The organism is Staphylococcus sp. LKG3-1 (assembly GCF_048568385.1).
Lineage (GTDB): Bacteria > Bacillota > Bacilli > Staphylococcales > Staphylococcaceae > Staphylococcus > Staphylococcus saprophyticus.
This window is the reverse complement of sequence record NZ_CP183796.1, coordinates 1,056,259-1,070,140: the sequence shown is the minus strand read 5'-3', so window position 1 is coordinate 1,070,140 and position 13,882 is coordinate 1,056,259. Positions and strand designations below refer to the sequence as shown.

General features: G+C 33.8%; 12 protein-coding genes. 7 read left to right on the top strand and 5 right to left on the bottom strand.

Translation table 11 applies throughout. The features are described from left to right. Positions 1-34: 34 nt before the first annotated feature. The 3 genes from ilvN to ilvD are packed head-to-tail and all read right to left on the bottom strand — an operon-like array spanning position 35 to position 3,996. The gene (gene ilvN / locus ACM595_RS05335) at positions 35-508 is read right to left on the bottom strand and encodes an acetolactate synthase small subunit (protein ID WP_002482765.1); all 474 of its coding nucleotides are present in this window, start codon (positions 506-508) and stop codon (positions 35-37) included. Further along, positions 505-2,295: a biosynthetic-type acetolactate synthase large subunit gene (gene ilvB / locus ACM595_RS05330; protein ID WP_069825939.1), complete on the bottom strand. Its 1,791-nt coding sequence runs from the start codon at positions 2,293-2,295 to the stop codon at positions 505-507. The genes ilvN and ilvB overlap by 4 nt, the downstream gene beginning before the upstream one ends. Positions 2,296-2,307: 12 nt before the next feature. Then, positions 2,308-3,996, bottom strand: coding sequence for a dihydroxy-acid dehydratase (gene ilvD / locus ACM595_RS05325; protein ID WP_037538073.1), 1,689 nt, complete (start codon positions 3,994-3,996; stop codon positions 2,308-2,310). A 633-nt stretch (positions 3,997-4,629) separates the two neighbouring features. Between ilvD and tsaE the strand changes: the two genes are divergently transcribed. The 5 genes from tsaE to ACM595_RS05300 all read left to right on the top strand — a co-directional run bounded on the left by tsaE (position 4,630) and on the right by ACM595_RS05300 (position 7,762). Beyond that, complete coding sequence (gene tsaE, locus ACM595_RS05320; protein ID WP_041079879.1) at positions 4,630-5,091, top strand: tRNA (adenosine(37)-N6)-threonylcarbamoyltransferase complex ATPase subunit type 1 TsaE; 462 nt, start codon at positions 4,630-4,632, stop codon at positions 5,089-5,091. Continuing rightward, positions 5,072-5,734 (top strand): tRNA (adenosine(37)-N6)-threonylcarbamoyltransferase complex dimerization subunit type 1 TsaB, encoded by a 663-nt coding sequence (gene tsaB / locus ACM595_RS05315; RefSeq protein WP_069795162.1) that lies wholly within the window; start codon positions 5,072-5,074, stop codon positions 5,732-5,734. Before tsaE ends, tsaB begins: the two co-directional genes overlap by 20 nt. Continuing rightward, the gene (rimI, locus tag ACM595_RS05310) at positions 5,707-6,171 is read left to right on the top strand and encodes a ribosomal protein S18-alanine N-acetyltransferase (protein WP_002482770.1); all 465 of its coding nucleotides are present in this window, start codon (positions 5,707-5,709) and stop codon (positions 6,169-6,171) included. The genes tsaB and rimI overlap by 28 nt, the downstream gene beginning before the upstream one ends. Further along, positions 6,164-7,192: a tRNA (adenosine(37)-N6)-threonylcarbamoyltransferase complex transferase subunit TsaD gene (gene tsaD / locus ACM595_RS05305; RefSeq protein ID WP_002482771.1), complete on the top strand. Its 1,029-nt coding sequence runs from the start codon at positions 6,164-6,166 to the stop codon at positions 7,190-7,192. The genes rimI and tsaD overlap by 8 nt, the downstream gene beginning before the upstream one ends. A 147-nt stretch (positions 7,193-7,339) precedes the next feature. Next, positions 7,340-7,762: a VOC family protein gene (locus ACM595_RS05300; protein ID WP_002482772.1), complete on the top strand. Its 423-nt coding sequence runs from the start codon at positions 7,340-7,342 to the stop codon at positions 7,760-7,762. A gap of 109 nt (positions 7,763-7,871) precedes the next feature. Here the strand turns inward: ACM595_RS05300 and ACM595_RS05295 are convergent, their stop codons facing one another. Together ACM595_RS05295 and ACM595_RS05290 are read right to left on the bottom strand one after the other, a co-directional pair. Next, positions 7,872-9,473 carry a MutS-related protein gene (locus ACM595_RS05295; protein ID WP_037538078.1) on the bottom strand — a complete coding sequence of 534 codons (1,602 nt, stop codon included), beginning with the start codon at positions 9,471-9,473 and terminating at the stop codon, positions 7,872-7,874. A 364-nt stretch (positions 9,474-9,837) separates the two neighbouring features. After that, positions 9,838-11,766: an ABC-F family ATP-binding cassette domain-containing protein gene (locus ACM595_RS05290; protein ID WP_069821660.1), complete on the bottom strand. Its 1,929-nt coding sequence runs from the start codon at positions 11,764-11,766 to the stop codon at positions 9,838-9,840. Between the two features lie 145 nt (positions 11,767-11,911). On the opposite strand from ACM595_RS05290, the gene ACM595_RS05285 reads away from it, so the two are divergent. Continuing rightward, positions 11,912-12,559: a redox-sensing transcriptional repressor Rex gene (locus ACM595_RS05285; RefSeq protein ID WP_002482775.1), complete on the top strand. Its 648-nt coding sequence runs from the start codon at positions 11,912-11,914 to the stop codon at positions 12,557-12,559. Between the two features lie 215 nt (positions 12,560-12,774). Next, positions 12,775-13,863: a YeeE/YedE family protein gene (locus tag ACM595_RS05280; RefSeq protein ID WP_037538082.1), complete on the top strand. Its 1,089-nt coding sequence runs from the start codon at positions 12,775-12,777 to the stop codon at positions 13,861-13,863. Positions 13,864-13,882 lie beyond the last annotated feature (19 nt).

Genomic DNA, 13,882 nt, shown 5'->3' with positions numbered 1-13,882 from the left:
TCCATTTTTGTAATTAAGTATAGTTGAAGCTTTGTTAAACTAATGCTGCTGAACCAGTTCTAGAAACTTGTTCAATTTCATATGATGATAGATCATCTAATAAGTTGTCCATTGTATATTGTGGGCCTGAAGCTTGAAGATACGTAAAAGGTGCTTCATGTTTTAATATAGAGACTAGCGCATCATATGGTTTGATTACATTTTGTAAATCTTGCTGATTCGTCGGTGTTTTTAATTTCACTAGCACCAACTCTCTGTTGTAAGTGTTACTTTCAGTAATGTCTTCAACATCAATAATGTTTATTTGTTTTTCTAGTTGTTGAAGTAGATTACGTAACACATCTCTATCAGGTACTTCTGCTACAAAAGTAATGTCCGAAATACCTTCTTCTAAAGTTGGAGTCGCTGACAATGTCACGATGTTAAACTGTCTACGGACGAAGATACTTGTTAAGCGATTTAACGTCCCAGCTTTATCTCTTACTTTTGTTCTAAAAGTCCTTCTCATAATAGACCCTCCATTTCATGATTAGCTTTGCCGCTTGGTACCATTGGTGATACAGGTTCAATAGGTGAAATACGTACATCAATGAGTGCAGGTCCTTCATGTTGAAAAGCTGCATCTAACTCTTGTTCTAATTGGCTTGGATTTTCAACTAAGTAACCTTTCACGTTGTAAGCTTCAGCTAATTTCAAAAAGTCTGGTTGGCCATTAAATACTGAGTGAGAGAAACGTTTATTAAAGAATTTATCCTGCCATTGCTTAACCATGCCGAGTGTACCGTTGTTAATAATGACAATCTTGATATCAAGGTTGTATTCTTCTAAAATGGCCATTTCTTGGTTTGTCATTTGGAATCCACCATCACCAACAAAGGCAACGACTGTTTTATCAGGTGCTGCAAGTTTTGCTCCAATAGCAGCAGGGATACCAAATCCCATTGTGCCGAGACCACCACTTGTTACTAATTGACCATGATTTTTAAATGGAAAGAATTGGGCAACCCACATTTGATGTTGTCCGACATCGGTAGTTACTACGGCGTCACCTTGTGTAATTTCACCAATATATTCAATCGTTCTTTGAGGTTTAGAAAATACGCCGTCCTCATCTTCTTTATATGCAAAAGGTTGTTTAGCTTTATTTTCATTACAAGTTTCTAACCAGTCATCATGTCTAATTGAATAACTATCGAAATCTAATAATGCTTCTAAAGTTGCTTTACAGTCAGCAACGATACCTAAATCTACTTTGATGATTTTATTTATTTCAGATGCGTCGATGTCCACATGTACTATTTTGGCATTTGGTGCAAATGATTCTGGATCACTTGCTAATCTATCGTCAAACCGACTACCAAAGTTAATGAGTAAATCGCAATCCGTTAATGCCATATTGCTGGCATATGAGCCGTGCATACCACCCATACCTAAAAATAGGGGATGTTCATATGGTATAGCACCGAGACCTAATAGCGTACTAACGACAGGTAATTGATGTCTATTTACAAATTCAGTAAATACTTTATTGGCTTTGGCATGATTAATACCTGCACCTGAAAGTACAACAGGCTTTTTAGCACTTTTTAAATAATCACGTAGTTTTTGAATTTCTTCTTTTTTAGGTTGATTTGGTACGGAATAACCTGGTAATTCTAATTCTTCTGTTACTTGTGCGTTTGTTGATAAGATCCCCATATCTTTTGGAAAATCAATTACAACTGGACCTTTTCTACCAGTATTGGCGATATGAAACGCTTCATGAATGATAGTAGGGATGTCGTTTACATTTTTCACTTGATAATTGTGTTTTGTTATTGGTGTTGTCATTGAAAGTAAATCAGCTTCTTGGAAAGCATCTTTACCAATACCAGGTGTAGCGACTTGACCAGTGATGACAACAAGTGGCAATGAGTCACTATAAGCATCAGCAATACCTGTAATTGCATTGGTTGCTCCTGGCCCGCTTGTTACGACAACAACGCCTGTATTACCGGATACTCTTGCATACCCTTCAGCTGCGTGTGTAGCACCTTGTTCATGTCTTGCTAAGATATGTTCAATTTTCCCATCATAAAATGTGTCGTAAAGGGGGAGTACTGCACCACCCGGATACCCAAAGATAAAGTCTACGTTCTCATTTGCAAGTGATTCTACTAACAATTCTGACCCGGATTTCATCTCATCTATTGTTTGTTGTTCTAACTCTACCTCAGGTTCAACGGCTTCAGCTGCTTCTAAAGAATCAAAATTTTCTGACAATTCATTTTCAAGTGTTTCCGTTTGTTTAGACATAATGCTCACTCCTTAAATGAGATTTTCTGGTACTTGCATGATACCACCTGTATTAGCACTTGTTACTAATGCAGTGTAACGCGCAAGATAACCTGTTTTTACTTTTGCTTTAAATGGTTTTACGTTTTGCTTTCTAGCGTCTAATTCTTCAGTTGAAACATTGACATCTAATGTACGGTTCGTTAAATCAATCGTTATTTCATCTCCGTCATCTATTAATCCAATTGGACCACCTGCTGCAGCTTCTGGTGATATATGACCAACAGCAATACCACGTGTAGCACCTGAAAATCTTCCATCTGTGATAAGCGCTACATCTTTTCCTAAGCCTCGTCCTACAATGGATGAAGTAGGGGCTAACATTTCTGGCATCCCTGGACCACCTTTAGGGCCTTCATATCGGATAACAACTACGTGACCTTCACGAACATCATGGTTATCAATCGCTTCGACAGCTTCGTCATGTGAGTCAAAACAAATTGCTTTACCTTTAAAGACTTTAATGGAAGGGTCTACACCACCAACTTTTATAACAGCACCTTTGGGAGCGATATTTCCATAAAGGATGGAAAGTCCACCTTGTTTATCATATGGATTATCTAAATGTCTTATAACATCACTATTTAAGATTTCTTTATCTTCATTGTTTTCACGTAATGTTTTACCTGTAGCTGTAATTCTATCTGGATGCAATGTACCTTCTTTTTTAAATAATTCGTTTATGATAGCTGGAACACCACCAGCTTCATGTACATCATGCATTGAATAGGATGAGCTTGGTGCTATTTTTGAAAGATATGGTGTTTTCTTAGCAATTTCATTAATTCTTGTTAAATCATAATCAATACCTGCTTCATTTGCGATAGCAAGTGTATGCAGTACAGTATTGGTTGAACCACCCATGGCCATGTCTAATGCAAAAGCATCGTCAATTGCTTCTCGGGTTACAATATCTTTTGGTTTAAGATCGTTTTTAATATTATCTACTAGTTTGAATGCAGCTTCTCTAATCATTTCTCTACGTTGGTCACTTACTGCAAGTGCAGTACCATTATATGGAAGGGCTAACCCTAACACTTCCATTAAACAGTTCATTGAATTCGCAGTAAACATACCAGAACATGAACCACAAGTTGGACAAGCATTTTGTTCCATATCTAAAAATTCATCTTTTGAAATAGATCCATCTTTAAATGCACCAACTGCTTCGAACATTGAAGAAAGTGTTAAAGCTTTACCTTCTGAAGATAAACCGGCTTTCATTGGACCACCCGAACAAAAGATAGCTGGTACATTGGTACGAACAGATGCTAATAACATGCCTGGTGTAATTTTATCGCAATTTGGGATGTAGAATACACCATCAAACCAATGTGCATTAATAACTGTTTCAGCTGCATCAGCTATGATTTCTCTAGATGGTAGAGAATATCTCATTCCAATATGGCCCATTGCAATACCATCATCTACACCGATTGTGTCAAATTCAAAGGGAATCGCACCAGCTTCACGAATGGCTTCTTTAGCTATGTCTGCTAATTCTCTAAGATGTACGTGTCCAGGGACAATATCAATATATGAGTTACAAATTGCCACGAATGGCTTGTTCATATCTGTTGGTTTTTCTAATGCACCCGTTGCATGTAAAAGACTTCTTGCTGGTGCTTGTTGATCTCCTTTTTTGATCATGTCACTTCTCATATTTAATTCCCCCATAAAATTGAAAATAAAAAAAGTGTCCCAATAATTTATTGGGACACTTTAAAGTCCCATTCAACTAGAATAAGGACTTAAACGTTTAGTAGTTTCTTTACTAAAGTTCCAGTCCTATGAGCATAATAAAATGACTAAAATATTTGAAGTTGTTGGTTGAGCTTGCGTTGTATGTTTGGTCATTTTATTATACTCCTCTCGATAGAATGGTTTATTTTTTCTGATTTGTTTGAAATGTCTAAAAATTTGATAAATTAAATTTACTACATCAAATGGGTTGTGTCAATAACTTTTTGTATTTTTCTGTCAATTCAAATATTTCAAAATTAAAGGAACTTGTTTCACTTTGAAGTATTATATGGAAAAATTTGTTAAACTAGAGTAGTTAATTTTAAGATATATATAAAACCGTTAGTAAATGACAAGGCTATTCATAAGCTAACTCATATTAAATAAGAAAATCAGCTACGCACAATAAATTTAATGAAGGAATACCTGAGCTGAAGCTCATGCATAAATGTCGCTAACCAAATCATGTTAGCAGAATACTTGAGCAAAAGCTCATGCATAAAAGCAACTATTCACAATAAATTGTGAAGTTGCTTTAAAAAGGAGAGGCCAATGATAAAAATTAAAAATTTAGAAGATATGGAAACATTTGCTGGCATTTTAACAAAATATTTATCCGCTGGTGATGTGATTTTGTTAAATGGTGATTTAGGTGCGGGTAAGACAACGTTAAGTCAGTTTATAGGCAAAGCATTGGGCGTGAAGAGAAATATTAATTCTCCTACTTTTAATATCATAAAATCTTATCAAGGTAGTCATCTGAAATTACACCATATGGATTGCTATAGATTAGAAAATACGGAAGAAGATTTAGGCTTTGATGAATATTTTGAAGATCAAGCGATTGTATTAATAGAGTGGAGTCAATTTATTTCAGAATACCTTCCTGTAACGTCACTAACACTAGATATTAAAGCTATAAGCCCTACAGAAAGAACCATAGAATTGAACGCTATTGGAAAGCATTATATAGATATTAAGGAGTCGATTTTGCGTGAATTATCTACTGATTGATACATCTAATCAGCCTTTATCTGTTGCTATTATGCAAGATGATAAAGTACTAAGTGAGTTTAATACAAATGAAAAAAAGAACCATTCTGTTCAATTGATGCCAGCAATTGCTAATATATTAGAAGAAAGTCAATTAGATAAAAAGGAACTTGATGCAATTATTGTTGCGGAAGGTCCAGGATCTTATACTGGCTTAAGAATAGGTGTGACTGTAGCTAAGACATTGGCATATGCACTTAATACGAAGTTATACGGTGTGTCCTCATTAAAAGCCTTAGCAGCTACAGTAAAGGAAGAAAACATTTTAATTGTACCTGTCTTTGACGCAAGACGAGAAGCAGTTTATTCAGGTGTATATCAGTATCAAAATGGACATTTAGTACAATTGATTGAAGATCAGTATCTTTCGATTACAATGTTAAAGGAATTGCTATATAAACAAGGTGAACCTTTTAAATTTGTAGGGGCAGATACAGAAAAATTAGCTGATTTATTAAACCATGACTGCATACCTAATTTGCCAAAAGCAAAAGAAATGAAAGCACTGATTGATCATCCAACTGAAATTCATCAATTCAAACCCAACTATATTAAAATATCAGAGGCAGAGAGAAATTGGTTAGACCAACAGAACAAGAATTAAATATTCGTTTAATGGGTTTAAATGATGTGCCACAAGTATTTGATATTGAAAGAAATAGTTTTAATGATAGTAGTTGGTCAATTGATGCATTTTATCACGAAGTAGAGCAAAATGAATTTGCTCATTATTTTGTTATAGAATTTAATGAAAAAATTATTGGTTATATCGGAATTTGGTTAGTTATAGATCAAGCACAAATTACCACAATTGCCATTGATGAAACATATAGAGGATACGGGTTAGGACAGTTATTACTTAAGTATGCTATGAATTACGTGCAGACAAAATGTGACGTGATGAGTTTAGAAGTACGAGTTGATAACGATGTAGCACAACATGTGTATACGAATTTAGGTTTTCAATATGGAGGAAAACGTAAAAATTATTATGGTGAAGGTGAGGATGCAATAGTGATGTGGGTGAATTTAAATGAGTGAAACAACATTGATATTAGCGATAGAATCAAGCTGTGATGAAACAAGTGTTAGCATTATTGAAAATGGAAAAAACATACTTAGTAATATCGTATTAAGTCAAATTGAGAGTCATAAACGATTTGGCGGTGTTGTCCCTGAGGTAGCAAGCAGACATCATGTTGAAGGGATTACGACAACCATTGATGAGGCATTAAACAGTGCCAATACTACAATGAATGATATTGATGCAGTGGCTGTAACACAAGGACCTGGCTTGATAGGTGCATTATTGGTAGGGATTAATGCTGCAAAAGCACTTGCATTTGCTTATGATAAACCATTAATTCCAGTTCATCATATTGCTGGTCATGTTTATGCGAATCATCTAGAAAAGCCATTACAGTTCCCTTTAATCGCACTGATTGTTTCAGGGGGACATACTGAATTAGTTTATATGAAAAATCATTTGAGCTTTGAAGTGATCGGTGAAACGCGAGATGACGCTGTTGGTGAGGCGTATGATAAAGTAGCGAGAACCATTGGATTAAGTTATCCGGGGGGACCTCAAGTAGATAATTTAGCGGCTCATGGTGAGGATAGTTACGATTTCCCTAGAGTATGGTTAGATAAAAACAGTTATGATTTTAGCTTTAGTGGTTTAAAAAGTGCAGTAATTAATAAATTGCATAACTTACGCCAAAAAGGTGAAGCAATAAATGAAGCAAACGTAGCTACAAGTTTTCAAAATAGTGTCGTTGAAGTATTGGTTGGTAAAACAATAGCGGCATGTAAAAATTATAACGTGAATCAACTTATAGTAGCTGGTGGTGTTGCAAGTAATAAAGGATTAAGAGCGCATTTAGCATCCGCATGTGAGTCAAATGACATCAATTTATCCATACCTAGTCCTAAACTATGTACAGATAATGCAGCAATGATAGGCGCTGCAGGTTATTATTTATTTAAAGCTGGTGTGACTGCAGATATGGCATTAAATGGTTACAATCATATGGATATTGAACAATGTTCAATTGAATCATAAAATAATAAAAGAACTGAGATATTTATATCTCAGTTTTTTTGTTAGTAAGTTAAATTTAAACAAATGAAATAAGGGTATAGGTATTTTAGATTAATTGAACAACATAAAATTTTTTGAGATGAAGGTTTTTAAAGGATGAGAAATAAAATGAAAGCTGTACAATATTTCAATTTTCAAAATAGCTTAGCAGCATTAAATTTTTATGAAAAACATTTAGGAGCAACAAATATTCAACGTGTTAGCGGAGACAATGAGATGTTTAATGATATGCCTGAAGAATTTCAAGTACCTCCAGATTTTACGATGAATGCATCTTTTGAAATACTTGGAGAAAGATTTTATTGTAGTGACACGTGGAAAAATAAAAAGATTGATAATAGTGGTGTCATCGTGACATTTACTTTTAACCATAGTAATGAAGCGGATAAAGCAGCTGCTCAAGCATTTTTTGATAAAGCTGTTGAAGCTGGTTGTGAAGTGACGATGCCATTAGGTGCTACGCAATGGTCTGAATTTTATGGTATGTTCAACGATCCATTCGGTATTACATGGATGATTAATGCAGAATAAGTCGTATATCAAATTATAAAATACGCTTAATATTCAATAAGTGTTTTTTAAGTAATGGAGCATATCATGTAATCAAAGTGATTTTTGATTACGTCATATGCTCCTATTTTTAATTATTATGATTTGCTTTAGCTTTAGCACGATGGTAAACATGATTTGGAAATTCCATTATGCGTAATAATTCAATCGCATTTCTGGTATCAGCTTTGCCTGCTTTAATTTTAAAATCAAAAGAGATTTCATTATCTGTGATGGATTCATTAAAATGATAATTTGAATAAGTATCTTCTAATAAAGTGGATAACTCAATATCGTGTGTAGCTGCAATGATTCTAAAAGATTGTAAATGATTTAAATAAGTTAATACGGATTCTGATGCTGCAATCCGTTCCGTTGTATTGGTGCCCTTGAAAATTTCATCAATAAATACATATATCTTTTTATGTGATTGAATATCGAAAAGGCGTTTAATCGATTTAACTTCACTCATGAAGTAACTATCTCCAGATAAAATATCATCTTGATTAACCATTGAAGTATAAACAAGCCCTGGTTTGTAAATAAATTTATGCGCTGTTGCAGTATGAATTGTTTGAGATAACACAATATTCAAAGCGACGGCTTTCATAAATGTTGATTTGCCTGAAGCATTAGAACCAGTTAATAAAATATGTTGATCTACCGTTAAGGAATTAGGTACTGCATCAGAGATGAGCGGATGGGTTAAATTTTCAAATATAATCGAGTCATTCTGTGATGGTTCAGGTATGGTATAGTCATCTAATGTTTCTTGCCATAAAGCAACGGCATAATGATTATCGATACTTGCTACATAATCATAACAGGCCATTACTTCATCTTCGTATGTTTTAAAACTATTTTGAATTAAATGGAACAAATGGTAATCCAACATAAATATTAATTTAAAAAGCATTGAGAAAATTGAAGTTTCATCATTCGTATTCACGCGCCCGAGTAATCCACTAAAACGACGTGCTGTCGTAAAATGTTTGAAATTAACATCTAAACTAGGTGTTTGTTCAAGTTGCTGAATTGCATATGCTTTTTTAATAACATTAGATGTATAGAACATTGAATTTAAATCTTGCTCAAATGTCCGTTTTAAGAAACCACTCAAAATCATATTATAAATACAAGCAATGATGATTAATGGGATTCCAACACTTGGTGATATGAAAGATAAAAGTAAACCTACAATAGGGATATATGTACAAATCATATAAAAGTGATTTCGTTTTATAAATGCAATTTGATCAGGAAAAATTGGATAAATAGATTTTCCGATTTGTGCTAAGTGCAATGACAGTTGATTTCTAAAATGACTATCCGATTTAAAGTGATGTATGAGTGACTGATTATTTACTTCAAACATCTGTCTTAATGTAGCAAAAAGTCTCATTTCACCAATTGCTGTAAAATTAAAATTCATATTTTGCAACACACTATCTAAATTTAAATCGGACCAGGTTTTATCATCGAGTAGTTCATCGCTATCATGCTTATGCTTATATGTATCGAATTGATAACTATAATTATGATTTGGTCTAATGAATGATTCTAATGGTCGTTGTGCTGACCATAACATTTTTATCTTTGTCATTAATTTTTTATTTTCAATGATAGGCATGATGATTGTTAATAATAGGGAGGCTAATATCAATGCAATAATAAACCATAAAATTGCAGGCATAGTTACAAAACTTCCTTTCAATAACTTAAATTTGTACTTGTTCATTATGACATTGTCTCATTTGTTTCACAAACTAGATTTGTCTATGACTACATGAGACAAAAATGATGTCAATAGGGAACGTGCGTACTTATCAACAAATAGTGCACAACTTGTGGATAAGTCGGTGCAAATGGTGTGGATAGGGATTGAATTCTGAATTTTATATAGAAATAAACATTACATTTTACTTGTGGATAACTAGGATAACTTTGTGGATAGCTTTTATCATAAGTTTTTTTGTGTGAATAGTTTTGGTGATGAATCATGAAATAAAAAAATGAAAGTAGAAAATTCTACTTTCATTTTTTAATAGGATGAGCGTTTAAATTAACTTTTCTTGTAATTCTGCCCATTCAGACATAACCTGTTCTAATTTTTGTTCGGTATGTTGTTTGGATATTGCTAAATCATTCGCTTTTTCAGGGTTTGAATATACATCAGGTAATGTGAGCTGCTCATTGATTTCATTAATTTGCGCTTCAAATTGCTCAATATCTGCTTCACAAGTTTCAATTTGGCGTTCGATTTGACGTTGTTCACGTTTCTGAGCTTTCTGATCAATATAAGAATTAGTTGTTGATGCTTCTATTTCAGGTGAAGTAGGATTCTCTGAGTCTTTTTTCGCTTGTATTGCTGCTTGCTCTTCTACTTTTTCAATGAAGTATTGATAATCACCTAAATACATCGTGCCACCGTCATAATTTAAATCATATACTTTATTAGCAAGTTGATTAATGAAATAACGGTCATGTGAAACAAAAAGAATTGTGCCCTTAAAATTATCCAAAGCTTGTTCTAACATCTCTTTAGAATCAATATCTAGATGGTTGGTAGGCTCATCTAATATGAGTACATTATTACGTTCTAACATTAATAAAGCGAGTTGCAGTCGTGCTTTTTCTCCACCAGATAAATCATTAATAATTTTTTTTACATCTTCTTGAACGAATAGGAAACGACCTAAAACAGCTCTGATATCTTTTTCATTCATAGTAGGGTATTGATCCCATAAATAATCTAAGATCGTTTTATTTGATTTAAATTCAGCTTGCTTTTGATCATAGTAACCTATTTTTAAATTGGCACCCGTTGTGACTTCGCCGCCTAATTGATCATGTAGACCAGCGATGGTTTTAATTAAAGTTGATTTACCTATACCATTCGGGCCAATAATAGCGATATGATCACCCTTTGTAACTTCGATATTAATCCCTTTTGTAATAGGTGTATTGTACCCAATCTCTAGATTTTTTATATGGAATACGTCATTACCTGTATTACGGTCGAAATCAAATTGAATATTTGTACTTTTAGCATCAATCATAGGTTTATTAATGCGATCGATTTTATCTAACTTTTTGCGACGACTTTTTGCCATCCCAGTCGTAGAGGCACGCGCAATGTTTTTTTCTACGAATGTTTCTAAGCGTTTGATTTCAGCTTGTTGACTTTCATAGGCTTGCATGCGCTTTTCGTAATACTTATCTCGTTGTTCTATGAATTGTGCATAGTTTCCTACATAGTGTTGTACATCACCGAGTGCTACATCATATATTTGAGTGACAATTTTATCTAAGAAGTATCTATCGTGACTGATGATTACAATGGCCCCGTTAAAATAATTCAAATAACTTTCTAGCCATTGAGTTGTTTCCATGTCTAAATGGTTGGTAGGCTCATCGAGTAATAATAAATCTGGTTCACTTAGTAACATTTGTGCTAAAGATAGTCGGGTCTTTTGACCACCACTAAAATCATTAATGGGTCTATTAAAATCTGATTCAGTGAAGTTTAAGCCATGTAGCACCGTTTTAATTTTACTTTCATATTGATAGCCATCTTGTTGTTCAAATGTGTTTGATAATGACTCATAACGATCAATATGTATTTTATATGCTTCTGTATCGTATTCATTGGCATGTTGTGCAAGCCAATCCGTTTCTTTTTTCATTTCTAGTTCTAATTTTTTCATTGCTTCAAATGGCTTAGACATTTCTTCAAATACAGTTTGATTTGTGTCTAAGGTCATTTGTTGTGTTAAGTAACCAAGTTTTAAATTTTTACTTTTAGATACATAACCACTATCATACCCTTCGACGCCAGCGATTATTTTCATTAATGTTGATTTTCCAGCTCCATTACGTCCGACAATTCCAATACGTTCGCCCGTTTTGACTTCGAAATCCACATTGTTAAAAATATCTTCACCGTCGAATGACTTTGTTAAATCATTAAGTTGTAATAATATCATCCGATTTGCACCTCTCTATTCAATTATCATTCTACAGTATTCACGCTGTGGTTAAAACTATCATTGTTTATTTTTATGATGCATTCATGTATAATGTTGTAGTGATTATAAGATTATACAGTATTAGACATTGAAATAGGGGGAAATGATCTTGGCTAATCAAAGCGAAAAGATTCCTCGTGCTACATTGAAACGTTTACCGTTATATTATAGATTCGTCAATACATTAAAATCAAAAGGTATAGACAGAGTTAATTCAAAAGCAATTAGTGAAGGCTTAAACATTGATTCTGCAACGATACGTAGGGATTTTTCATATTTTGGTGAATTAGGTAAAAAGGGTTACGGCTATAATATAGATAGCTTATTACATTTTTTTAAAAACGAAATAAGCGAAAACGATGAAATTAAGATTGCAATTGTAGGTGTAGGGAACTTAGGTAAAGCATTATTAACATATAACTTCTCAATACATGATGAAATGACAATAACAGAAGCATTTGATATTCGAGAAGAGGTCATTGGTACACAAATAGGGAAAGTGACAGTTAGTCCATTTGAAAAAATTACAGACATACTATCGCATGAACAGATAGATGTCGTTATTCTGACAACGCCTGAGGAAGCGGCTCAGAAGGTTGCTGATACATTAGTGAAAGCAGGCGTTAAAGGTATATTGAACTTTACGCCTAGTCGTGTACAAACGCCATCCGATGTACAAGTACATCACATTGATTTGGGTATAGAACTGCAATCTTTATTATTCTTTATGAAGAATTATAGTCATAAATAAAATGTAATGAACTAGTTTTTGATAAATACGGCATGTGATAACCATGTGGACAAAGTATTTATGGAAAGCTAGTTTTTTATTTGTCTTCGAGTTGTTAATTATTTTAAAAGCTAGCTGATTTTTAAAATAAATTTTCGTGAAACTGTAAGGTTGAAATTTTATACGAAATCTAATATTATTAATCTTATTGATTTTATCGGGAAAGAGGTTATGATATGACATGGTTAATTATCAGTGGACTGGTCGTAGGCGCTCTATTGGGGTTTGTTATGCAGCGAACACGATTTTGTCTAGCTGGTGGATTTAGGGATATGTATATTCAAAAGAGTAACAAAATGTTTTACGCCTTATTAATTGCGATTTCTGTACAAAGTATTGGCTTATTGCTATTAACTTCAACAGGATTAGTTGAAATACCAGAGTCAACATATCCTATCATTGGTACAGTGATTGGATCATTTATTTTTGGATTAGGTATTATTATGGCAGGTGGCTGTGCTACAGGAACATGGTATAGAGCTGGTGAAGGACTAATCGGTAGTTGGATGGCGTTAATTGCTTATGCTTTTACTTCCGCCGCAACAAAATTTGGTTTATTACTACCATTAATGAACGGTTTAAATAAACCTACTAATGTAAATACGAGTATGTCACAAACAACAGGTATTCCAACCTGGGTTTTCGTAATTGTACTCATAGTAATCACTTTATTCTTCGTAGTAAAAACATTACGTAAACCAAAACCAAAATTTGCAGTACCTAAATTAAAGCAAAAATTCACAGGTATACGTCATTATTTATTTGAGAAAAAATATCACCCATTTGTGGCAGCAATCGCAGTAGGACTTATCGCATTGCTCGCATGGCCGGTGAGTGAATCAACTGGTAGAATGTATGGTTTAGGTATTACAACACCTTCTGCAAACTTGGTACAATTTTTTGTAACGGGTGACTTGAAATTATTGGACTGGGGTGTCTTCCTGGTTCTAGGTATATTCTTTGGCTCTTATATTGCGGCTAAAGGTGCTAAAGAGTTTAAATGGAGATTACCGGATAAAAAAACAATACGCAATAGTATTATAGGCGGTGTGTTAATGGGATTTGGTGCATCTGTAGCAGGTGGTTGCTCTATAGGGAATGGTTTAGTTGAGACAGCGACAATGTCATGGAAAGGCTGGATTGCACTTGCTTCAATGATATTAGGCGCATGGACAATGAGTTATTTTGTATTTATTAGACCAATGAAAAAAGCACAAAGCCAAACTTCAAACACGAAAGTTTCATCACAAACGCAAACATCATAATTAAAATGGAGGTAATACG

Coding starts and splice junctions, on each gene's coding strand:
- tsaD (WP_002482771.1), top strand. CDS start 6,164: ATGAGTGAAACAACATTGATATTAGCGATAGAATCAAGCTGTGATGAA.
- ACM595_RS05290 (WP_069821660.1), bottom strand. CDS start 11,766: ATGATATTATTACAACTTAATGATTTAACAAAGTCATTCGACGGTGAA.
- ilvD (WP_037538073.1), bottom strand. CDS start 3,996: ATGAGAAGTGACATGATCAAAAAAGGAGATCAACAAGCACCAGCAAGA.
- ilvN (WP_002482765.1), bottom strand. CDS start 508: ATGAGAAGGACTTTTAGAACAAAAGTAAGAGATAAAGCTGGGACGTTA.
- ACM595_RS05280 (WP_037538082.1), top strand. CDS start 12,775: ATGACATGGTTAATTATCAGTGGACTGGTCGTAGGCGCTCTATTGGGG.
- ACM595_RS05285 (WP_002482775.1), top strand. CDS start 11,912: ATGATCTTGGCTAATCAAAGCGAAAAGATTCCTCGTGCTACATTGAAA.
- ACM595_RS05300 (WP_002482772.1), top strand. CDS start 7,340: ATGAAAGCTGTACAATATTTCAATTTTCAAAATAGCTTAGCAGCATTA.
- ACM595_RS05295 (WP_037538078.1), bottom strand. CDS start 9,473: ATGCCTGCAATTTTATGGTTTATTATTGCATTGATATTAGCCTCCCTA.
- ilvB (WP_069825939.1), bottom strand. CDS start 2,295: ATGTCTAAACAAACGGAAACACTTGAAAATGAATTGTCAGAAAATTTT.
- tsaE (WP_041079879.1), top strand. CDS start 4,630: ATGATAAAAATTAAAAATTTAGAAGATATGGAAACATTTGCTGGCATT.